At 41.9% G+C, this 21835-nt stretch carries 18 protein-coding genes; 9 read left to right on the forward strand and 9 right to left on the reverse strand.

Features of this window, described 5'->3' with window-relative positions; genetic code table 11:
- Positions 1-213: 213 nt before the first annotated feature.
- The 3 genes from BJI48_RS03480 to tkt form a co-directional block, all read right to left on the reverse strand.
- Entirely contained in the window at positions 214-1029 is an 816-nt protein-coding gene (locus BJI48_RS03480) for a site-specific DNA-methyltransferase (RefSeq protein ID WP_095331951.1), read from the reverse strand.
- Positions 1026-1844, reverse strand: coding sequence for a type II restriction endonuclease (locus BJI48_RS03485; RefSeq protein WP_095331953.1), 819 nt, complete (start codon positions 1842-1844; stop codon positions 1026-1028). The genes BJI48_RS03480 and BJI48_RS03485 overlap by 4 nt, the downstream gene beginning before the upstream one ends.
- A gap of 119 nt (positions 1845-1963) precedes the next feature.
- A complete protein-coding gene (gene tkt / locus BJI48_RS03490) occupies positions 1964-3910 on the reverse strand; it encodes a transketolase (RefSeq protein WP_095331955.1) in 1947 nt (648 codons plus the stop codon).
- 268 nt (positions 3911-4178) lie between these two features.
- Here tkt and BJI48_RS03495 point away from each other — a divergent pair, with 268 nt between their 5' ends.
- Both BJI48_RS03495 and BJI48_RS03500 read left to right on the forward strand, forming a co-directional pair.
- On the forward strand, positions 4179-6164 hold the full coding sequence (locus BJI48_RS03495; protein ID WP_180763034.1) for a TonB-dependent receptor: 1986 nt from the start codon (positions 4179-4181) through the stop codon (positions 6162-6164).
- A gap of 1 nt (position 6165) precedes the next feature.
- On the forward strand, positions 6166-7368 hold the full coding sequence (locus BJI48_RS03500) for a hypothetical protein (RefSeq protein ID WP_095331961.1): 1203 nt from the start codon (positions 6166-6168) through the stop codon (positions 7366-7368).
- Positions 7369-7642: 274 nt separating this feature from the next.
- Here the strand turns inward: BJI48_RS03500 and BJI48_RS03505 are convergent, their stop codons facing one another.
- Genes BJI48_RS03505 through BJI48_RS03515 form a run of 3 tightly spaced genes read right to left on the reverse strand, consistent with a single transcriptional unit; the run spans position 7643 to position 9700 of the window.
- Positions 7643-8494 carry a bifunctional riboflavin kinase/FAD synthetase gene (locus BJI48_RS03505; protein WP_095331963.1) on the reverse strand — a complete coding sequence of 284 codons (852 nt, stop codon included), beginning with the start codon at positions 8492-8494 and terminating at the stop codon, positions 7643-7645.
- A complete protein-coding gene (locus BJI48_RS03510) occupies positions 8460-9200 on the reverse strand; it encodes a TlyA family RNA methyltransferase (protein WP_095331966.1) in 741 nt (246 codons plus the stop codon). The genes BJI48_RS03505 and BJI48_RS03510 overlap by 35 nt, the downstream gene beginning before the upstream one ends.
- Before the next feature lie 8 nt (positions 9201-9208).
- Complete coding sequence (locus tag BJI48_RS03515) at positions 9209-9700, reverse strand: hypothetical protein (protein WP_095331970.1); 492 nt, start codon at positions 9698-9700, stop codon at positions 9209-9211.
- Positions 9701-9819: 119 nt separating this feature from the next.
- Here BJI48_RS03515 and BJI48_RS03520 point away from each other — a divergent pair, with 119 nt between their 5' ends.
- The 7 genes from BJI48_RS03520 to BJI48_RS03550 all read left to right on the forward strand — a co-directional run bounded on the left by BJI48_RS03520 (position 9820) and on the right by BJI48_RS03550 (position 19405).
- Positions 9820-10698: an aspartate carbamoyltransferase catalytic subunit gene (locus tag BJI48_RS03520; protein ID WP_095331973.1), complete on the forward strand. Its 879-nt coding sequence runs from the start codon at positions 9820-9822 to the stop codon at positions 10696-10698.
- 145 nt (positions 10699-10843) lie between these two features.
- Entirely contained in the window at positions 10844-12202 is a 1359-nt protein-coding gene (locus BJI48_RS03525) for an outer membrane family protein (protein WP_095331975.1), read from the forward strand.
- Positions 12203-12432: 230 nt separating this feature from the next.
- Positions 12433-13848, forward strand: coding sequence for an outer membrane family protein (locus tag BJI48_RS03530; protein WP_257874370.1), 1416 nt, complete (start codon positions 12433-12435; stop codon positions 13846-13848).
- A gap of 140 nt (positions 13849-13988) precedes the next feature.
- Positions 13989-15350, forward strand: a complete 1362-nt coding sequence (locus tag BJI48_RS03535) for an outer membrane family protein (protein WP_095331977.1) — start codon at positions 13989-13991, stop codon at positions 15348-15350.
- An 82-nt stretch (positions 15351-15432) separates the two neighbouring features.
- Entirely contained in the window at positions 15433-16797 is a 1365-nt protein-coding gene (locus BJI48_RS03540; RefSeq protein WP_095331979.1) for an outer membrane family protein, read from the forward strand.
- Positions 16798-16836: 39 nt separating this feature from the next.
- Entirely contained in the window at positions 16837-18114 is a 1278-nt protein-coding gene (locus BJI48_RS03545; protein WP_095331981.1) for an outer membrane family protein, read from the forward strand.
- 97 nt (positions 18115-18211) lie between these two features.
- Entirely contained in the window at positions 18212-19405 is a 1194-nt protein-coding gene (locus BJI48_RS03550; RefSeq protein WP_095331983.1) for an FAD-dependent oxidoreductase, read from the forward strand.
- A gap of 461 nt (positions 19406-19866) precedes the next feature.
- Here the strand turns inward: BJI48_RS03550 and BJI48_RS03555 are convergent, their stop codons facing one another.
- From BJI48_RS03555 to BJI48_RS03565, 3 genes are all read right to left on the reverse strand, one after another.
- Positions 19867-20787 carry a DMT family transporter gene (locus BJI48_RS03555; RefSeq protein ID WP_095331985.1) on the reverse strand — a complete coding sequence of 307 codons (921 nt, stop codon included), beginning with the start codon at positions 20785-20787 and terminating at the stop codon, positions 19867-19869.
- Between the two features lie 125 nt (positions 20788-20912).
- Positions 20913-21113 carry a hypothetical protein gene (locus BJI48_RS03560; protein WP_095331987.1) on the reverse strand — a complete coding sequence of 67 codons (201 nt, stop codon included), beginning with the start codon at positions 21111-21113 and terminating at the stop codon, positions 20913-20915.
- Between the two features lie 314 nt (positions 21114-21427).
- Positions 21428-21790, reverse strand: coding sequence for a rhodanese-like domain-containing protein (locus BJI48_RS03565; RefSeq protein WP_095331989.1), 363 nt, complete (start codon positions 21788-21790; stop codon positions 21428-21430).
- Positions 21791-21835: the final 45 nt, after the last annotated feature.

Consider the following 21835-nt stretch of genomic DNA (forward strand, 5'->3'; position numbering starts at 1 on the left):
CCTGTTATTTAGCACTATCAAGTCGTTCTGAATGTTTTATTCCCCACACAAAACGCCCCTTGAGCTGGTGTTTTTCATACACATTCAAAACATCTTCCAAAAATGCCACCAACTCCCTTTCATTCTATACCTTAGTGTTTTTGAGCGTTCTGATAAATATTTTTTTACCCATTTGGGTTTGCTTGAGATTTTATTAATTCATTATACATAAAACTATAGCATTTCTAGCTTTCTTAAATCCGCTAGTTTCTTTATAAATTCTGCTTTTTTGCCCTCAAGCTCTAATTTACGATTTATAGATATGTTGATAAATTCTTTCTCCTTTTCAATGCCTACAAACTTGCGTCCGAGCAGATTCGCCCCAATGCCCGTTGTAGCCGCACCACTAAATGGATCAAGGACAAGCGAGTCTTTATTTGTCGCCATCAAAATTAGCCTGACTAACAATGCCAAAGGCTTTTGCGTGGGGTGTTTGCCAAAGGTTTTTTCCCACGCCCCAATGGCATTAAACGCCCAAACATCTTTCATCTGTTTGTTGTCGTTGATTTTTTTCATCAGCTCATAGTTAAAAATATGTTTATGTTTTTGGCTTTTTCTCGCCCAAATGATCTGTTCTGTAGAATGCGTGAGATACCTGCAGGAAAAATTTGGTGGCGGATTGGTTTTTTGCCACGTGATGATATTGAGGATTTTATAATCTAGCTTCTGCAATGCCCTGCCTATAGAAAAAATATTATGATATGTCCCGCTTATCGCCACACTGCCGTTCTCACTTAAGCTATTTTTCACAAGAGAAAGCCAATGGCAATTAAAAACATCCATCTCATTATCGCCGATACCCCTATCCCATTCGCCCTTATTGACGCTGACAATCTTGCCACTTTGAATGCTTAAACCATCGTTTGATAAAAAATACGGCGGATCAGCGAAGATAAAATCAAATTTTTCTTTAATTTTTCGCAAAATCTCGAATGTATTGCCGTGATATAGTCTAAATCCGCCATCATTGCTTATAAAATTCTCTTTCATTTTAGCTCACTAATAAATTCAAATAAATTTGCTAAATTATAAATCCTTACACTTTCATATGCCTCTGCTAACTTATTTTTGGCTCCAAGCCAACCCTTGCCATCTGTAATCCACACAAACTCATAACGTGGATTTTGCGATATCACACTTGAAATTTCCCTGTAAGACCTAGCAGTTTCGTTTAATTTTGAACCACCCGACGAATAAAAATTGCATTCAATTAAATATATTTTTATCTGCGTCTCTATCACAAAATCAAACACTTTTTTATCCAGTCCCAAATTAAGATCATCAAAATTACTATGATGGACCTGTTCTTTAAACACAACTCCACTTTCTTTAAACTTATCTGCAATCATTTTTTCCATTGTCCTACCTCCCCGATTTTTTCTCGCATTTGTATCCATACCAACCTCTATGCCAAAAACATAGTCATTTAAATTCGTGATTATCTTAGATTGAAAAATTTTATCCAACCCTGTTTCAACAAAAAAATTATAAATAGATTCCGGATCGTTAAAATATTCATTTAGATAATGGCACCGTTCATCTATACCCATAAACGGCTTATTATCCCTAACAGCTATAAGCAAATTTAAAATACCGAAGCTAAAGCAAGCTTTATTTGCTTCAAATAAAGAACTAATTGCCTCTTTTAATTTTTCTTTACCTAGTAAATAATTTAAAGCATATAAATGCATAGAAATTTGTTTTGTATTTTGAAAGCATTTATTAAAATCAGAAAAATCTCCTAGTTTTATAAGCGTAGGTTTTAGATTCACCAAAAAATCTTCAAAATTTTGTTTATTTATCAAATGTTTGCCTTTCTTTTAAAAATAACCATAATATTTGACATTATCAAATCGCCCTAAACGATCTATTTTTTCCACACAATATGCCTCCCAATCTGGTATTTTTTATCAATCAATTTATTTTACTTCCCCAGCAATTCCCTAGCTCTTTTGGCAACATTTTGCGGGGTAAAGCCAAAATGTTCAAACAATGCCGCCCCCACGCCCGAAATCCCAAAGCTATCCATACCAATAACATCATCAGCAAAACGGCACCACTCCATCCCCCTCGCTGCCTCGATGGCAAGCACCTTGCTTTCGCCAAATAACGATTGGATATACGCCTCATCTTGCCTGATAAGTAAATCAAAACTCGGCGCACTCACCACCGCTGTAGCAATCCCGCCAGACTCTAGCAACTTCGCACTCTCTAGTGCCAAAGCCACCTCGCTGCCACTTGCTACAAGTGTAATCGAAGCATTTTGAGCGGATTTGAGGATATAGCCCCCTTTCTTTACCCCCTCCAAGCTCACACCATCAAGCACGGGGAGATTTTGCCGTGAAAGCACGAACATACAAGGACCCTCTAGCCCCAAAGCCACCTGCCAGCAGGCGATATTTTCGTTGGCATCTGCGGGGCGAAAGACACAGAGATTTGGCATCGCTCGAAAATGGCTGAGTTGCTCGATGGGCTGGTGTGTCGCCCCATCTTCACCCACCCCGATACTATCGTGGGTAAAAATATAAAATACCTTTGCTTTCATAATCGCACTCACCCGAATGCTCCCGCTCATATAATCGCTAAACACAAAAAACGTCGCACAAAATGGCAAAAATAGCCCATAATTTGCCATACCATTGGTGATTGCCCCCATCGCGTGTTCCCTAATACCAAAATGCAGATTTTTGCCCGTTGGGAAATCCCCTGCACCCTCTAAATGCGTATTATTCGATGGGGCAAGATCAGCACTCCCGCCGATAAAGCCCTCTAAGTGCTTAGAAATCGCATTCAAAATCTTGCCATTACTCACGCGCGTAGCCACCTTTGAGCTGCTTTCAAAAACAGGATAGGCAATACTAGCAACATCAGGATTTTGCATTCTAAAAATCTTCTCTTTGAGTTCAGGTCTGCCCGCCAAAGAATCCTCCCAAAGCTTTGCAAACATCTCGCCCCGCTCTTTTGTGTTTGCAAAACGCAATGCCACATCAGGGGGAATAAAAAAACTCTCTTTTTCGTCCCAGCCAAAGGTTTTTTTAGACGTTGCGATGGTCTCTGCCCCCAAAGGTGCGCCGTGGGTTTTATGGCTACCTTCTAGCCCGATGGCATTCTTGCCGATCGTGGTTTTGGCAATGATAAGCGTAGGTTTGGAGGTTTTGATATGGGCCTCTTTGAAAGCCTCATTGATGGAGACAAAATCGTGCCCATCGCAGTTAAGAACACGCCAATTTTGCGCCTGGAAACGCAAGGCAATATCTTCGCTCATCGCCAAATCCGTCTGCCCCTCAATCGTGATGGCATTGCTATCATAAATCACGATCAAATCATCTAAACAATGATGCCCTGCCAAAGACGCACTCTCATAGCTCACCCCCTCTTGCAAATCCCCATCACCACACAGGCAATACACCTTGTGATCGATGATCTCAGCCCCAAGGGTATGCTGGGCGTATTTTTGTGCCAAGCCAAAGCCCACCGCATTGCCAAAGCCCTGCCCGAGCGGACCTGTAGTGATTTCTACACCCTCAGTATGACCAAATTCAGGATGTCCGGGGGTTTTTGAGCCTAGCTTTCTAAACTGCTTGAGATCCTCCAAACTCACATCAAAGCCCCATAAATGCAGTAGGCTATACACCAAAGCACTAGCGTGTCCCCCGCTAAAAACCAAACGATCCCGGTTGAGCCATTTGGGATTTTTTGGATTTACCCGCAGATAAAAACCCAACACCACCGCAATATCTGCCAAACCCATCGGCGCACCCGGATGCCCACTATTAGCACTCTGGACCATATCAGCACAAAGAAATCGGATCGTATTTGCCATTTTTTCAAGCATAGGAAAATCATTAGGTTGTATCGGTATCGCACGCATCACATAGCCTTTAAAAACAAAATTTATGCCGTAATTTTGCCTTGTAAAGATTTAGCACTAGATTAAATTTTGTAGTTTTTAAAATAATTGGCAACTTATCCGAACTTCCATCCGCTTTTGGAGTAAAAAACTTTTTTGGAGTAGAAATAAAATTTTTTATCAAATAAAATAATAATCATTTTTAAATTTATCAAAAGGATTCTTATGACAAAAAATATTTTATCCAGCAGTCTTATCTTTTCTCTTTTAATCACAAATGCTTATAGCAATGAAGCAAATGGGGGGGGGGGTGGCTAGAAAAACCCAAAGCCCTATTAAAAGCTACAAACTCCAAACCCAAATGGTTTCAGCCAATAAATTCGACCAAAATCTCCGTGAAATCGATGGCTCTGTCGCTGTGGTGAGTGGGGAAAAACTCCAAGAACTCCAGATTTATAACACCAAAGACTTAGCCAAGGTTATCCCCGGATTTATCCTCAAAACCCAAACAGGACCCAACTCCACGGTCCCAAGCATTCGAGGTATTAGCACTGCAGATGTTTATAATCCCTCGATTGTCCTTTATGTCGATGGGATTCCTCAGAGTTTTTCACTCCTCACCCAAGAGCTCCTAGATGTCAAGCGTGTCGAACTTTTGCGTGGTCCGCAAGGGACTATCTGGGGGCAAAACGCCCAAGCAGGTGTGCTAAACATCATTAGTAATCCCATCACAAGCAACACCCCACGGCTAAATGCGAATGCCTCTGTAGGGAGTCTTTCATCAAATATTACACTTTCTGGGGCAACTCCCATCATTGCTGATTATCTTTACTTTGGTGCTTCGATTGCAAGGGATGTCTATCACGGGCAAATCAAAAGCAGCCGCACGGGCGAAAAACTCGATACTTCCAATTCCCTCTCAGGCACTGCTAGCCTCGCTTACGCCCCCAAAAATTCAGGCTTTGAAGCATTGTTTAAATTCTCCGGTAGCCAGCTTGTCGATCACCACACGGGTTTTAATGTAGAAAAAGATGTCTATGACAGCCTAAAAATCGACCCAGAAAAAATAAAAAGGATAGCATTTGATAACAATGGGATGCCCACAACCCCACCACCAGATGAAAATTTCTTCCCCACAAACATTTTAGATTCCCAAACCTATGCCCTCAAGCTTAGCTATGACTTTGGGCATTCCACCCTCAGTAATGTTACCTCATTCCAAAAGGTTTATGTTAAAAATTTTCTCCCTTATCTCCCCTTAAATGGTCCAGGCAACCAGACCAAAACCACCACCAATGAACTCCGACTCAATACACAATTTGATAATGGGGGTTATTTGGTGCTGGGGGCGTATTTTCAAAATCTTAATAATCTTAACAATCTTGGATCTATCACCATCAACAAAAACAATGCCTCAGTTTTTGGCGAGGGAAAGCTACCCTTTGGCAATTGGGAATTTACCTTAGGGGCGCGCTATAGCTATGATTTCTCCAAATTTAAAAAAGAATCAGCGAATAAACACACCATCACCCCCAAAGTCGCCCTCGCCTACAATATCGGTGAGACTGCCCATATCTATGCCCTCTACCAGCTAGGCTATAAGCCAGGAGGCTTTGACTTTTACTCAGGCAATAAGCTCAAACCCGAGAACTCCCAAAATGCAGAAATCGGTCTGCATAGCGATTTTTTAGGGGGCAAAATCAGCTTTGATGGGGATTTTTATTATATCTACACTACCGATAAGCAAGTCTATTCTGGGTCTGGATTTGATGCCAAGCTAAGAAATGTCGGCACAACCGATTCCATAGGCATAGAAGCTCAATTAAGCCTTATCCCGATTGAAAGGCTCAAAATCCTATTTGGTGGGGCTATCGGGCATTCCCGCTTCATCAAGGGGACGGCTGCAAGCAAAAAAACATATATGAATGTAGATACCAAAAACAATACTCTAAGCTTTGCACCCGATGTGAGCTTGAATGCCAATATTGATTATTTGTTTGCAAAGATCGCAGGGGTCAATCTATTTGGCAATCTCAATGCCAACTTTTACTCCACAACGTATTTTGATGAAACCAATGAGACCAAGCAAGCCCCCTATGCCACATTCGATCTTTCCTTTCGTGCGGAGTTTAGAAATGGTATCATCCTCAATGCCTATGCCCAAAATCTCCTCAATCAAAAATACGCCAACTATGCTTTCAGGGATCTCGGACCTACAAACTATCTCATCGGGGATTTGCTCAATATCGGGCTCTCACTAAGCTATAGGCTCTAAGATGAAAAATTTTGTCATCCTTGCTGTGTGTGTGGGGTTTTATTGTTTAGTAGGCATAGTAACAATGATCGCTTATCAGTCCATATCCTCGCTAATGGCGATGGGCGGGGTGGGGAGCGATGTGATTGGCTGGTTTGTTTATTGTATCAGCGTGCCCTGGGGTGTGCGATTTTTATACGCTTCGTTTGTGGAGGGCTGGCGCAAACAAAGCGTTCTAAAATTGCAAGTCATTCTGGCAAGTAGCGTTACTTTAGCCACCCTTAGCCTCCTTGTGATGGTGTTTTTTGACCCTATCAGCCATCTTTTTGTGCTGTTTGTAGTGGTGTTTGTTGGCAATGCTGCATTGTGTTGTGGGGATATTGCCCTAAGTGGTGTTGTCATCGATGAACTCAAAGACAGCCTCAAACCCTATGCCAATGGCTCTCGGGTGATTTTTTCTGCACTTGCCCCGGTGATTTCAGGCTGGATGTTTTTCAAGATTTTGAGTGCTTCCAATGCTTCCAATGCGTTTTTTGTCGTTTTTGTCTTGGCGATTTTGTTTGCTTTGCCAGCTTTTTTTCTCTTCAAAGCAAAATTTGGGGCAAAATATGGCACACACAACGCCCATCACAAGCCATCGCTAAAAAACTTTTTTGCTAACAAAAATCTACGCAACACGTTTTTTCTTCTCCTATTTGCCCAAAGCCCCACATCATTGTGGATATTTTTTGGCGGGGCATTTTTGAGCGCTATGGGGCTAAGCCCTGAAGAGATTGGAGCGACATTTGGGGTTTATGGTGTCATCGCCTCGGTGAGTGGGGGCGTTTTGGCAAGCAGACTTTGTGCGAGTTTTGATGCAAGTAAGATTTTTAGGCTTGTATTGCTGATTGAGGCTTGTTTGAGTGTGTTGTTATTTTTTGTGAGTGATGGTGCGGTGAGCCATACAAGCGTGATGATTGTCTTTTGCTTCTCATCGTTTTTGATAAATTTCAAATTCGTTACGCTCTGCACGCTTGCGATGGGATATGCCAAAGGCGACCAAAGCGGGGTGAATTTCTCTGTGATGATTGCGTGTTCTGAGTTGTTTGCGACGATTTTATCCGTGATTGGGGGATATATCATCGTTTTGGGCTGGGGATATTTATTTGGGATTTGTTTCATACTCGCCATTTTAGCATTTGTGGTTTTTAGATGGCGTTCATTATGGCTACTCGATTCGGTTTGAAAACTGAATCGAGTAGAAACCTATAAAACGGGGTTGATGATGAAGCGTAGCTTCAGAATAACCTCGGGTGGGCGGGTCAAAATGCTTTAGGAATGAAAAGAGGCTTTGCCTCTTGGAATGGTCTTCAGGTTTAATTTTTCAGAGAAAAAATTAAACCGAGTAAAACATAATGAAAACCTTTAAAACTTATTTCCAACGCACAAGCTCCGCTTGGGCGTGAAATGATAACTTTAGGAATGGAAGCAGGCTCTGCCTGCTGGAATGGTCTTCAGATTCACGCCAGTGAATCGAGTAAGCATAATGAACGGGCCTTAGCAATATCCTCACCAATCTGGGTTTTGAGCGCTGATAGAGAATCAAAATGCCGATTATCACGGATCTTTTGGACAAACTCAATCCCAATATGCTTGGCTTTTAGGGTGATTTTTTTATCTAACAAATGCGTTTCAATCGAAAAATTTCTATCCGTGCTCAAGCGATTCCCCACAAAACAAACCGAAGCAAACACCCCAGAATCGATATGTGTCAAACTCGCATATACGCCATTTCCGGGCAAGACAAACTGGTGTGTTTTGATATTGATAGTCGGGTAGAGTTCCTTTGCCCCAAGGTTTTGCCCGCTCACCACCTCGCCAAAAATCTCATAATGCCGCCCCAAAAGCTGGTTTGCCAAAGCAATATCTCCAAACCCAATCAATTCCCTAATAATCGTAGAGTGCAAAGGGATAGCATTCATTTTGATTTCAGGGACAATCAAGACTTCCCCATCAAAAAGGCTTTTGAGGTCATCAGCCCCGTAGTTTTTGTTTTTGCCAAAACGAAAATCATAGCCCACGACGATTTTTTGCAAACGGGGCAATTTCTCACACAAAAACGCTACAAAATCCTTGCCATCCCACGAATGGATTTTTTGAAATTCCAAAAGATAAGCCGGGTGTGCGATGAGTTTTTGGCGCAGTGATAATGGCGTGATACAGGTAGTATTTGGCTTGTCAATCACGAGCACACAGCCGTTGTGATCCAAAAATTCAAAAAGCTTTTGGTGTGCTATATGCACCCCATCAAACTTCCCCATCGCTAGGCTGGTAATTTCAGGATTTTTTGATATGGAAAAAAAACTCCTCATTCCCTTCCTTTCCTTTCAGAATTGATTTTTGGATATTAAGAATCACTAGCCCCCTACTCTCTAGCTCCAAGCAAAATGCCTCTAGCCTTTCTTGAATCGCTACTTTATCTTGGATAACGCCTTTTTTATTGCGTTTCACGCCCCTGCCGACTTCAAATTGTGGCTTAAAAAGCAAGATATACGTATCGCTCAAAGGTATCAAAACATCGAGAATTTTACTCAAGGAAATAAAACTCACATCGCACACCAGCAAATCAAAACGCACAGGGGAAGAAAATTTCCTAATATCGCACTGCTCAAAAAGCCTGATTTTGGGGTTTTCTCGCAACTGCTTATCAAGCTGGTTGCTCCCGACATCCACGCAAGTTACTTCCATCGCCCCACGTTCTAAAAGCACCTGCGCAAACCCGCCCGTGCTTGATCCCACGTCCAAAACCCGCTTGAGCGCACAATCAATGCCGTTTTTTTGCATATAGTCCAAAAGCTTTGCCCCAGCCCTGCTGACTAAAAGTGTGCTTGAATCCCTTGCGATGGTGATATTACAAGCATTAGATTCCAAATCAAGCCCATCGCTAGTGCCAACCTCAAAAGAGGGCTTAAAAATTCGTGTCCCATTCACGCTGATTTTGCCTTGTGTGATGAGGCTTTTGGCTTTTTCTCTGCTTTTGCAATACCCATTTTTTACCAGATAATAATCCAATCGCATTGATTTCCCTAAAACTGCATTGGGATAGCCTGATAGGTAAAATCAAACGTAATTTCACCAAAATCATAAACATCCATCACCAATTTTGCCTTTCTTGAAGCCAAGGGGGCAAGCTTTTCAAAAGCTATCAAAAACGTCCTGCTCCATCGGTTTGAAGACTGCAAAATCGTATCATACTCATCAGGGGCGATCTCTCGCACCCAGATCGGCGGTTTGCCAAAAAGGCTAAAATGGATCACACCACGATAAAAAACATCCTGCCTCTCGCTAAAAATCTCAACAAAAAAATACTCTCGATTGCCATATACCACATCATCGACTTCATTGAGATGGGTCGCTACAGCGACCAAGACCGGCTGGTGATTTTTGATGATTTCACCTTTACGGCTAGCTTGGATTTTTCTCTCAGCGATAACATCAGGTCGGTAGCCATCTGCATAATAACTCGTGCAACCCGATAATAAAACAATACTTAAAAAAAATACGATGAGTTGTTGCATAGATTTTGTCAGAAAAGCCCTATTTGATTTTATGAAAATGTTTTTTAACCATTATTTATATACATTTACTTGCGATAAAATCATATCGAAAATTTTATTACAAAAAGATGGGAGTAACTATGCGGCATCTGATACAAACCACCGATCTAAGCACCGATGAAATCAATGAAATCTTGAAGCAAGCTAATCGTTATCTCAAAGAAGAACCCACCCCAACACTCAAAGACAAAATGGCAGTAACGATATTTTTTGAAAACTCCACACGAACGCTAAGCAGTTTTGAGATCGCCCTCAAAAGGCTCGGGGCGAGTGTCGTGAGGCTCGATGTCTCCAAAAGCTCGACTACCAAAGGAGAGTCCATATCTGATACGGCTGCTAATCTCAATGCAATGAAACCCCACGCTATCATTATCCGCCACAAAAACGCTGGAGCAGGCGATCATCTCGCAAAATACGTAACCTGTCCTATCATCAACGGCGGGGATGGCGCCCACGCCCACCCTACCCAAGCCCTGCTGGATTTGCTCACGATAAAAAACCATTTCAAAGACCAGATCAAAGGCAAAAAAATCGCCATTATTGGGGATATAAAAAATTCACGGGTTGCTAACAGCAATATTGAGTTGCTCACCCGCTATGGACTAGAGATTATTTTGGTTGCCCCACCGCATTTTTTGCCCCAGACCGATCTGCAAACCACTTCCAATCTCGCTTCTATCATCAATGATGTCGATATGCTAATGAGCCTACGCACCCAGACAGAAAGGCACAACACCCAAGCATATGGCTCACTCAAAGACTATGCACACGATTTTTGTATCACCAAAGAGCTTATCAAAGACAAAGATATGATTATCTTGCATCCCGGACCAGTCCATCGCAATATTGATATTGAAGATGATGTCCTCAAAGACCCCCGTTGCAAGGTATTAGAACAGGTTACAAATGGCGTGGCAGTGAGGATGGCAGTGATGGAACACTTTTTGTTAAAAATATAAAATGATTGTGTAAAAAATTCACAAAGGATAAACTCGCCCGCTTGGTTTCATCAAAACAGAATCAATTTGTGCTAGAATGGATACACAGAGGCAGGTTTTAGACTACTAATCTTGCCTCGAACGATGTTTCTTAGGAGGATAATATATGAAAAAATCATATTTTGGTTTTGTTCTATTCGCTTTAATGGGCACTTCATTGCTTAATGCTTTTGACTACACCGTCAGCGGGAAAGCTGAATCTTTTTCAAAATTCGGTTTCAATAATACGCCCATAGACACAACAAAAGGTAAATACCCTACTGAAAGTTTTGTTACAATGGTAGGCGCACTCCAAATTGATATGAATTTGCTTCCAAAATCTATTACTTCTCAGAGACTCACTGGAGGGATTGGCGGGATGATAGGCGGATTGGCTTATGATTCCACACGCAACCTCACCGATGAAAAGGGAAATCGATTTGGCTCAGTTGTCTATAACTACACAGGTTATTGGGCGCGCTACGATGGGAATGCCCCGTGGGCTAGCACCAATTTAGGGATGAGCGAAAATACAAGACGCTATGTGATTTATAATGCTTATTTAGATTATGATTATAACGGGGTTTTTGGTATCAAGGCAGGTCGCTATGAATCCAGTGCGGATTTTATGAGTGGCTTTACGCAAGGCTTTGAGCTTTATGCCAAACTAAAAGACCTCAAACTTTGGTGGTTCAGCTCCTATGGCAGGGCGTTTGCTTATGATGAATGGCTATATGATTTCTATGCTCCCAAGACCTACACCACCAAAGATGGAAAAACGATCAATCTGGGTATCCACGCTTTCAAAGCCACCTATAGCCACAATGGCTTTAGTGTATCGCCCTTTGTTTATTTCTCTCCAAAAACCTACACCGCTCCAATGCTCCAGGTAGGCTATGATACCAACCCCGATTTTGATGGTATCGGCTTTCGATCCCAAACAATCGTGCTGGGTCTTTTTGCGATGTTTGACCCTCGAGTTCAAAATATATATCGATACGGCAACCCAACAGGTAGCAATGGGCAAACCCTAATGATTAAACAACGATTTGATATCAATAACTACAACATCGGCGGGGGGATTTACAAAAACTTTGGGAATGCCAATGCCCACGTCGGCACCTATGGCAACCCTGTAGGTATCGACTTTTGGACAGCGAGTGCTTATGACTTGGGTGCTTCTATCAGCGATATGATGGGCGAAGATGCTTTCACAGGATTTCTCTATGGTGGTGGCGTGCACGGGAATTTTAGCTGGGGTGTCTTAGGCAGGCTTACCACGAGCAAGCGGAGTGATGAGCAAAGCTTGGCAGTCAATGTGGCTTATGATTTTTCCAACAACATTTCTGCAGGCCTCAAGCTAGAATATTTCAATGACATCACCAAAGCCGGATACAAAGTCGGCGATAACGCAAGAGGTCTAGCTACTTCTAAAGATATTTCAGACAGAAGCCACGTGATGACTTTTATCCGAACAAAATTTTAATCTTTTTTAATCCCATTGATACACCCCTTTTGTAGGGTGTATCAACCTCTAAACCCCTCATATTTTTTTTCCATAACCTAAATCCTAAATCCAACCATCATTAAACATATTTTTGTTACCAATAATATTTTTTGCATAATTATCAAGAATTTGTGAATAAATTATCAATATTTATCATTTTAGAATAGAATGAAACCCTACAAAAATGCAAAAATTCAAGGAGAAACATAATGTTAAAAGGCAATATCAAGCATTTGGTCGCTTCAATGCTGGTAATGACAAGTATGTATGGCTTTGATTATAAAGTCAGCGGGAGCGCTATTAATTTTTCAAAATTTGGCTTCAATAACAGCAAAATCGACCCAACCAAAGGGCAATACCCCACAGAAAGTTTTGTCAATCTCACCGGCACGCTCCAAGTTGATGCCGAGCTTGCAGAGGGCTTGAGTGCAGGGCTTGGCGGGGCTATCGGCGGTCAGGTGTTTGACTCGACAAAATATGCAAAAAATGTCAATGGCAATCTCGCAAGCCCCTATGGTCTAGGCTATGAATATATGGGGGAATGGAACGGCTGGTATCCTGACTATTATCCCGCCGCCACTGATCGCAACGCAAAAAACTACATCATCTACAATGCCTATCTCGACTACAAATACAGCGATATATTCCATATCATCGTAGGGCGATACAAATCAAATATGGACTGGTTTTACCAATACACAGAAGGCGCGCAAGCCACACTGAAATTGTCTGATTTCACGTTTTATGCTTTCACTTCTTGGGGCAGAGGCATAGCCGATGGGCAATGGCTGTATAATTTTTATCGCCTCAAGGCTAATGGCGTGCACGCCTTAGGTGTTACCTACAATCACAAAGGCGTTACTGCTGAACCTTTTGTATGGTTTTCCCCACAGACTTTCACAGCTCCTGGTGTCAAGCTCATCTATGATACCAATCCCAGCTTTGAAGGAAAAGGCTTCCGATCCAAGACCACATTTATCGGGATGTATGTCTATCAAGCCCAAAATGCCACATACGGCAGATATGCCCCTGCAAGATACAACACGTGGGACCCTTATCTTGATGGTGGCAAATGGAAAGGCTTGCAAGGACCAGGCGGGGGAACTATCCTCATCAAACAACAATTTGACATCAATAACTACAACGTTGGTGGCGGACTTTATATCAACATCGGCAATCCCAATCCCAATATAGGCACATACGGCAATCCCATCGGTATTGAACAATGGACAGATAGTATTTATAACATCGGCTATGCAGGTATCAATAACATCACCGCTGCAGACGCCGTTACTGCGTATTTGCGAGGCGGGGCAAGCTATGGGCAATTTAGCTGGGATATTGTCGGTAGGGTAACGACTGCACCAAGGGCGAACGAACAGAGCTTAGCCCTCTATCTTAATTACCAATTCACCCACCATATACAAGCTGGTATCAAACTCGAATGGTTTGACTCCACCACAAAAGCCGGCTACAACCCAGGAGCGGGCTATCTCGACAAAGGCGGGAATGTCATCAATCCTCTCACAGGCGTAGCTGATGGGAATGCAGGAAGCTTTGGTATCGCAAAAAACATCACACAAGACAGAAGCCACATAATGACACATATCAGCTATACTTTTTAAGCAAAAAAATTTTTGTAACATTTTAAAAATGTTACAAAAATGAATCATCATTCTACAAATCAATCCTACTTTTTCTCTTTAATCTGTTTTTAATCACTTTTACCATTAAAATAAAAATCATTTAATACTTAGGAGTGGTAATGAAAAAATTAATGAAAAACTTACTAATCATCGGAACAATGGCTTCTTGTGGCTATGGATTTGATTATCAAGTCAATGGTCAAGTCCAAAATACATCAAAATTTGGTTTCAATAATGATAGGATCGACCCAAAAGCAGGAAAATACCCAACCGATTCGTTTTCTGTCCTCACGGCGTCTTTGGGTATCAATATGGATTTGGGTGCTGGCTTTAGTGTCGGATTAGCCGGAACGGTCGGTGGGATGGTGTTTGATAACACCAAATTCCAAAAAACCACCGAAGGGCAAATACTCAATCCTGATGGGTTGTCTTGGAATTATTTTGGTTTTTGGCCCGGTTATGATTATCTCTCACCAGCAACGGCACGAACAGCGAAAGATTATATAATTCAAAATGCTTTTATCTCCTATCAATACGATCGTTATATCCAGATAAAAGGCGGGAGATTCTCCGTGCCAGGCGACTGGCTTAGTGGCTATATCCAAGGCTTACAGATTGAATCTCAAGCGATTCCTTACACCCGTCTTTGGGCTTTTTCGACCAATCGTCGGGCGAGCTTGGGAGGCAAATGGCTCAAAGACTTTAAATATATGAATCAAAACATACCTGTCGATAATGGCAAAGGTTTTTATGTATATGCCGGCGGGGCGGATGTGAAATACAAACATTTTAATATCCATCCCTATATCTACGCCCAAGATTCCCGATTTATCGCCCCGGGATTTCATCTCACTTATGATACCACCCCAGACTTCAAATTTGATGGCTTCCGTTCAAAAACAGAGGTGATATTTTTGTATATGCGCCACGTCGGACCTGCTTTGAGCAAAAGCACATCTTATAATAACTTTGATGCCTATCTCTATCCCGGCGGTGCCACAGCAGGAAAAGGCGGGGAAAGCTTGCTGATCCGACAAACGTTTGAAATCAATCATTACAATTTTGGTGCGATACTTTATAAAAATTTTCGCAATCCCAACGAATTTGTTACCCCTTATGGCGACCCCATTGGGTTTGACAACTATGACAACAGCGTTTATGATAGCGCTGCGTGGAACAATGTATTCCGCCGGGATGCCATCAATGGATTTTTGTTTGCTGGGGGCAAATACACCCAGCTTGGCTGGTTATTTGTAGCCCGCTATACCCACACCCCCAGAGCAGTCGAGGAAGCCGTATCGGTGAGCGTGGATTATAAATTCCCGCTCAATATCACCGCAGGATTCAAGCTAGAATACTACAATAACACCACATTCAAAGGCTATACACTTGGCTATAGTAGCAACAAGCCAAAACCTCTTGATCATAAAGTTACCCAAGACAGGAGCTTTGTATCGACTTATATCCAGCATAACTTCTAAAAAAAGCGGGGCAAAAGCCCTGCTGATGAGATTTGTGCTATAATCAAACATCAATAAATAGCGAAGATATAAGGGATAATTAATGTTTATAAAAAATAAATTTTTTTTATTTTTCTTTATTTGCGAGGCTTTATTTGGGCTTGATTATGATATTTCTGGGGATATTGCTAATTATTCCAAATTTGGGCTGAATCATTCGGTTGTCAATGAAGCAACCGGGCAATACCCTACGGATAGTTTTTCGGTTTTATACGCCATTGCCAATCTCGATGCAACAACCAAAAACCATTTTAATATGGGGGTTGGCTTTGCTTTTGGGGGCATTATCTATGATTCGACAAAATACGATCGCAACACAGAGGGCAAGCTCATCAACCCAGCTGGCTTGGCTTACAAATACTTGGGCTATTATCAAGGGTTTGATGGCAGGCAAAAAGCGAATGCACACGATACAAAAAATTATTATCTTTCAAATCTATATGTTGGGTATGAAAATGATTTTTTTAGTTTCAAGATCGGGCGTTTTTTGTTCAAAAATACCGATTGGCTCACCGGCAATCAAGAGGGAGCAGAAATCCACTTCAAGACCAGTCGGACCGATACTTGGGGCGTGATGACGCACAAAAAGGCTTCTTTGGGGGGCAAATGGCTCAAAGACTTTAAATACCTCAACTCCTCAAAGATCCCCACATTTGCCACAGGGATTAAAATGAATTTTTCAAATTTTCTTTTTAGCCCCTATATCCAGTCCCAGCCAGATCTCTATATGATGGCAGGCTTGCGCCTCACGTATAAGACAACATTTAATATCTGGGAGATTCCCATCGTTTCTGAAACAAATTTTTTAAGCTTTTATATCCACCATACAAAAAAAGCCCAAAATCGCATTTCGGTTTATGATGATGGCAATACTCCCGTGTTTGGGCAAACCACTCTCCCCACACTCCATCACTACAAAGGAAGACTTGTGGGAATTGGTGGGGAAAATTTCTTGATCAAGCAGGTTTTTAAAATCTCTCAAGATGATCTCAAACACCATTTTGGATTTCAAATCTATGAAAATTTTGGCAATCCAAACGAATTTGTCGGCGGTTATGGCAATCCTTTGGGTATCGATCTCAACGACAGCAGTATTTATGACCGAGGAACAGCCAATAATGCGATTTTTGCTAGCAACGCATTCAATAATATTGTGTTTTATGGATTGCGCTATCAAAAATTTGATATGAATCTCATCAACCGCTATACTGCTAGCTCAAGAAGCGATGAGGAGAGTTTCTCTCTAAATATGGACTATCTTTTTGCTGATAAACTCAGCTTTGGGGTCAATTTTACGTATTTTGATGACACGACTAAAAAAGGTTATCAGATTTATCAAACATATTTAGAACACAATATCAAAGAAGATAGAAGCTATATTTCTACCTACATCAAACGCACATTTTAATGGCATATTGACTCAAAAATCCGTGATGAGGAACTTAGAATGAATAATGTTTTTAACAAAACCCTGCTTTTGCTATCGGTAGGTCTGTTGCCACTCTTTGGTTTTGATATAAAAGTCAGCGGGCAAGCAAGCACATTTTCAAAAATAGGCTTTGATGGCAGAAAATACGATCCAAACAAAGGCATTTACCCGACTGAAAGCTATGCAACGATGATGGGCGAACTCAATTTAGAAATGAATCTCGCCTCTGGGCTTGATATGGTCGTAGGCGGTATGCTCAATGGTATCGTGTATGATTCTACGATTTATCAAGGCGATGGCCCGCTTGGGAGCAATTATATTGGCTACTACGCAGGGCATAGCGGGCAGACACTCCAATCCCCACGATTTGCAATGATTCATAATGCTTATATACACTATGATTATCACGGGATTTTTGGCTTCAAAGCCGGCAGATATGAAACGCAAGGTTATGATTGGTTTAGTGCGTTCAATCAAGGTATAGAAGCCTACGCCCAATACGATAATTTCAAAGTCTGGGCGCTGTATTCTGATGCTCGCGCTTCTGCTTATAATGATTGGTTTTGGGATTATGGGAGGTATTACACCAGTGGCGCACCGCTGTTTGCAGGCGGGGTGGCATACGCAAAAGATGGTTTGAGTATCACCCCTTATATCTATTATATTCCACGCAATATGAACGCCCCGGGTTTTAATATCACCTATGATACCAGCCCGCATTTTAGCCACGAGGGTTTCCGCTCAAAAACCACCATTGTCGCCCTTTTCCCTATGTATGAAGGCACAAATCCCACCTCAAGGGATACGATTGTATTTGGAGAATTACTCGGAAAAAACGCCCAAACACTATTCATCCGCCAAGATTTTTACATCAATGATTATCGCTTCGGGGCAATCTTGTATAAAAATTTTGGCAATGCCAACGGAAAAATAGGCATTTATGGCGACCCCATCACCTATAATGTCTGGACAGGGAGCGTTTATGACTCCGGACCTTCGCTTTCTAATATGATAGGCAAAGACGCCTTGAGTGGATTTTTGTATGTTGGTTCTGAAATCTTTGGTATCAACTGGCAGGTCCTTGGCAGGCTGACTTCAAGCCCAAGGGCAGATGAGCAAAGCTTGGCACTTTATCTTGATTACACATTCAACAAACACATCGATGCGGGGATAAAAATCGAATACCTTCGCGATGTTACGCACAAGGGCTACCACATCGGGAATGGACCAATCCTCTCAAGCAATAACATTTCAGACAGAAGCCACGCAATGGTGCATATCACCTATAGCTTCTGATGGCATTTGGCAACGAAGCTTTGCATAAAAACAAAACTATTATACAAATTGATATAAAATACTTTTAAATATTAAAAAACCCTTTCAAGGAACAACAATGAAGCAAACAAAAATTCTCCTGCTCGGTGCAGGCTATGGGTGCTTGAGTGTGTTAAAAAATCTTGAAAAAGAGGCTTTCAAACAAGCAAAATTCACACTTATTAACAACAACCCTTATCATTACCACACGGTTTTGCTCCACGAGGTCGCCTCTGGGGCAAAAAATCAAAGCGTCTGTTATATGCTCAGCGAGATTCTCCCCAAAGAAGTCGTTTTGGTTGTCGATGAGGTCGTGCGTATCGAAGCATCCCAAGTCATCACCAAAAATGCAACTTACGATTATGACTACCTCATTATCGGCTTGGGCTTTGCCTCAGATTCTTTTGGTATCAAAGGGATTGAAGAATATAGCCTAAAGATTACAGATTTTAAAAGTGCCAGGCATATCAAAGCCCATATTGATGGCAAACTCGAAGCCTATCTTGCTAGCAAGGATAAAAATGAATTGCAGTTTATTATCTGTGGGGGTGGTTTCACAGGTGTTGAATTTGCTGCCTCATTGGCACAAGAACTGCCAAAAAAAGCGCAGAATCTCGGGATTGACCCCAAGGACATAGAGATTTCTTGTATCGAAGCGATGCCCCATATCCTGCCGATGTTTGATAAAAATGCTAGCCTCATCGCACGCAAAAGGCTCGAAAGTCTAGGCGTAAAGGTGTGGGAAAACTCCAAGATTTTAGAATGCTATAACGATGGGATTTTGATGCAAAATCAAGAAAAAAATCAAAAAATATCAGGCAATACAATCATCTGGAGTGCGGGGGTGAAAGGTGCGGGCGTGATTGAAAATTCCCCCTATTTTCAAAGCGAACGTAGCAAGATAAAAATCGATGCGTTTTTGCACCCCACACAAGACCTCCCCAACAGAGACAAAATCTTTGTAGTCGGGGATTGCGGGGCGCTTTTAGACCCAAAAACCAATCGATTTTATCCCCCAACGGGGCAACTGGCTACACGAGAAGGGAGCTATCTTGCCAAAGTCATCAAAGCCAAGCTCGTCGGAAAAGATTTTCATCAACCTTTTAGCTTTGCTTCTGGCAATAGCGTTTGTTCTTTGGGCAAAAACTACGCTATCGGCGTGGTGGGCAAGAAAAATATTTTTGGATTCAAAGCCTATGTCCTCAAAAGAATCATCGAAAATATCTGGAATCTCAAAATCAAAGGGCTTTCAAGTCTTTTCAAAAGAGATTGAGGATTACATTATTCTTACTCGGTTTGCTAAGGCAAACCTGAAGACCATTCCACAAGATGTGAAATCTTGCTTCATTCCTAAAGCATAGGGTTATTCCCAGCTATCGCTGGTCATCAACCCAGTTTCTATTGTTTTTTACTCGATTCAGTTTTAAAAAACTGAATCTGAAGACCATTCCACAAGATGTGAAATCTTGCTTCATTCCTAAAGCATTTTGACCCGCCCACCCGAGGTTATTCCCAGCTATCGCTGGTCATCAACCCAGTTTTAGAGGTTTCCACTCACAAACTGAATCTGAAGACCGCTCGCACTACCACATTCCCTATGCCCGTCTTGCCATACACCTGGCGGTGCATAAGGCAAGCGGTCTGTGGAGCTATCAAAGCCAAGCAGTTGGCTTTGACTTAACGCTTCTCGTCCTAAAGTATGGGCGTCTGATCCTTAAAAGTCGCATAAAACCATCAGCGTGCAAAGCGACGTTGATTGAGATTATTTAACACCAACGCACTTGCTGTAATACCCGCACCTATGATTTGCGCCCACGATGGCACCACCCCACTGAGTGCAGAAACCACAAATGCCGTGATAGGCACGACATCCATAAACAACACACCATTAGTCGCTATGATGATTTTGTTACCCACATTCCAGCATAGCACTGCCACCATACCCGCCACCAACGCCATATAAAGCAAATGCGGGATGACAGCACTCACTTGAGCGATGTTTGGTGAGGCAACCACACCCGTTGCTATCAATACCCCATCCACACCCACTATGCTTAGCATCCCTAGCAATGTCGTGATGGTCGTATAGCGGACCGCACTCCAATGCGGGAAATAACTGCCCCCAATCGTATAGAGCACCCAACACAACGCTCCAATTATGATAAGCAAATCTGCGATGAGATCCCCAGGAGAATCCAACACAGCAATCAAATCACCTTTGGTAATCACGAGCAAAACACCCAAAAAAGACAGCAGGATAAATCCGAATGTGCTTTTGCGTGGTCGGATATGTTTGAGCACCCAAACACTAAGCAATCCCAGCATTGGCATTGTCGCCATCATAATCGAGGCACTCAAAGCCCCGCTAGGTCCAGCGAGCTGTTGCCCCCAGAACACCAAAAACCCAAAACCAGCAAACCCCAATGTGCCAAACAACCACGCCAAGACATAGCGTTGGGCTTTCAAAGAAAACGCTCCAACCCCTTCACGCCAAAACAATAGCAACGCAAATGCAACCCCAGCGATACCATAACGCAATGTAGTGAAGTTGAATGGATCAAGATGGATGAGTGCCGCTGTCATCACGGGAAACATCCCACCCCAAGATAGGGTTGCGATAAGGCAACATAATATCCCTTTTAGATATGAATTCATAAATATCCTTTATATTGTTTTTTACTCGATTCGGGTTAAAGCCCGAATATGAAGACCATTCCGCAAGATGTGAAATCTTGCTCCATTCCTAAAGCATAGGGTTATTCTGAAGCTACGCTTCATCATCAACCCATTTTTATAGGTTTCCTACTCAATTCGATAAATTGAATCGCAAGACCACTTTGGCGAGCAAAGCCCCGCTTTAGGCGTATTGTTATGCTCCTTTTGTCGCATAAAACAATCGCCGTGCGGAGCTTGTTCAAGCCAAGCAGTTGGCTTTGACTTAACGCTTCTCCCATCATCAACCCCATTTTATAGGTTTCCATTTCGGTGGTTTTGAAATCCTAAATTATTTCAAAATATCAATCTAAAGCTTTATAAGTAATTTTCATCTAAGGGGGGGGGGGGCAAGATAGAAAAAAAGGAATTTTTGAGAAAAAAAGAGGGTGCAACAACCAAAGAAACTTGGCTGTCTGAGGAGAAAATCAAAGCTTATTGCAACAAACAAATCTAAAAAACACAGCGATTTTCTTGATGATACCACGATTTGTCTCCACTCAATTTTTTGGAAACGAGTCTATCGCAAAAAAATTAACCTTAATAACAAAATATACACTAAATTTAGCAATATTTTATATTTTTAGTTTTTTTCTGTAACCATTTGGATACCATAATCTTCAAATTCCAAAATACTTTCATCAAGATAATAAATATTTTCCAATCCTGCCAGCACAAGCTCGCTCCCATAGATAGAAACGGTATGCCCGCTATAGCAATGCAAAAGGACTTTTTTATCGCTATTTTCTTGGGCAATCTTAGCGATTTTATCAAGCTCTGTAACATTCAAAGCCCCCTGCATATGCCCTTGTGCGTAGTCATAAGGGTGTCTGACATCAATAATGACATAATCGCTTGGCTCAAATCCCTCCAGATACACCGGATTGGCATAGCTCAGATTATGCTTGCCTAAAAGTTTTCTATTCCTTGTCTTTTCTTCATTCATACGTGATCCTTCTCTAAAAATTTTTGGACTATTTTATAATGTTTT

Origin of the sequence: Helicobacter sp. 11S02596-1, assembly GCF_002272825.1 — a bacterium.
Lineage (GTDB): Bacteria > Campylobacterota > Campylobacteria > Campylobacterales > Helicobacteraceae > Helicobacter_J.

Bases quoted from the DNA above. Each gene is read 5' to 3' on its own strand.
- BJI48_RS03480 (WP_095331951.1), bottom strand. From the start codon at position 1,029: ATGAAAGAGAATTTTATAAGCAATGATGGCGGATTTAGACTATATCAC.
- tkt (WP_095331955.1), bottom strand. From the start codon at position 3,910: ATGCGTGCGATACCGATACAACCTAATGATTTTCCTATGCTTGAAAAA.
- BJI48_RS03495 (WP_180763034.1), top strand. From the start codon at position 4,179: ATGAAGCAAATGGGGGGGGGGGTGGCTAGAAAAACCCAAAGCCCTATT.
- BJI48_RS03500 (WP_095331961.1), top strand. From the start codon at position 6,166: ATGAAAAATTTTGTCATCCTTGCTGTGTGTGTGGGGTTTTATTGTTTA.
- BJI48_RS03505 (WP_095331963.1), bottom strand. From the start codon at position 8,494: ATGAGGAGTTTTTTTTCCATATCAAAAAATCCTGAAATTACCAGCCTA.
- BJI48_RS03510 (WP_095331966.1), bottom strand. From the start codon at position 9,200: ATGCGATTGGATTATTATCTGGTAAAAAATGGGTATTGCAAAAGCAGA.
- BJI48_RS03515 (WP_095331970.1), bottom strand. From the start codon at position 9,700: ATGCAACAACTCATCGTATTTTTTTTAAGTATTGTTTTATTATCGGGT.
- BJI48_RS03520 (WP_095331973.1), top strand. From the start codon at position 9,820: ATGCGGCATCTGATACAAACCACCGATCTAAGCACCGATGAAATCAAT.
- BJI48_RS03525 (WP_095331975.1), top strand. From the start codon at position 10,844: ATGAAAAAATCATATTTTGGTTTTGTTCTATTCGCTTTAATGGGCACT.
- BJI48_RS03530 (WP_257874370.1), top strand. From the start codon at position 12,433: ATGTTAAAAGGCAATATCAAGCATTTGGTCGCTTCAATGCTGGTAATG.
- BJI48_RS03535 (WP_095331977.1), top strand. From the start codon at position 13,989: ATGAAAAAATTAATGAAAAACTTACTAATCATCGGAACAATGGCTTCT.
- BJI48_RS03540 (WP_095331979.1), top strand. From the start codon at position 15,433: ATGTTTATAAAAAATAAATTTTTTTTATTTTTCTTTATTTGCGAGGCT.
- BJI48_RS03545 (WP_095331981.1), top strand. From the start codon at position 16,837: ATGAATAATGTTTTTAACAAAACCCTGCTTTTGCTATCGGTAGGTCTG.
- BJI48_RS03550 (WP_095331983.1), top strand. From the start codon at position 18,212: ATGAAGCAAACAAAAATTCTCCTGCTCGGTGCAGGCTATGGGTGCTTG.
- BJI48_RS03555 (WP_095331985.1), bottom strand. From the start codon at position 20,787: ATGAATTCATATCTAAAAGGGATATTATGTTGCCTTATCGCAACCCTA.
- BJI48_RS03560 (WP_095331987.1), bottom strand. From the start codon at position 21,113: ATGGAAACCTATAAAATGGGGTTGATGATGGGAGAAGCGTTAAGTCAA.
- BJI48_RS03565 (WP_095331989.1), bottom strand. From the start codon at position 21,790: ATGAATGAAGAAAAGACAAGGAATAGAAAACTTTTAGGCAAGCATAAT.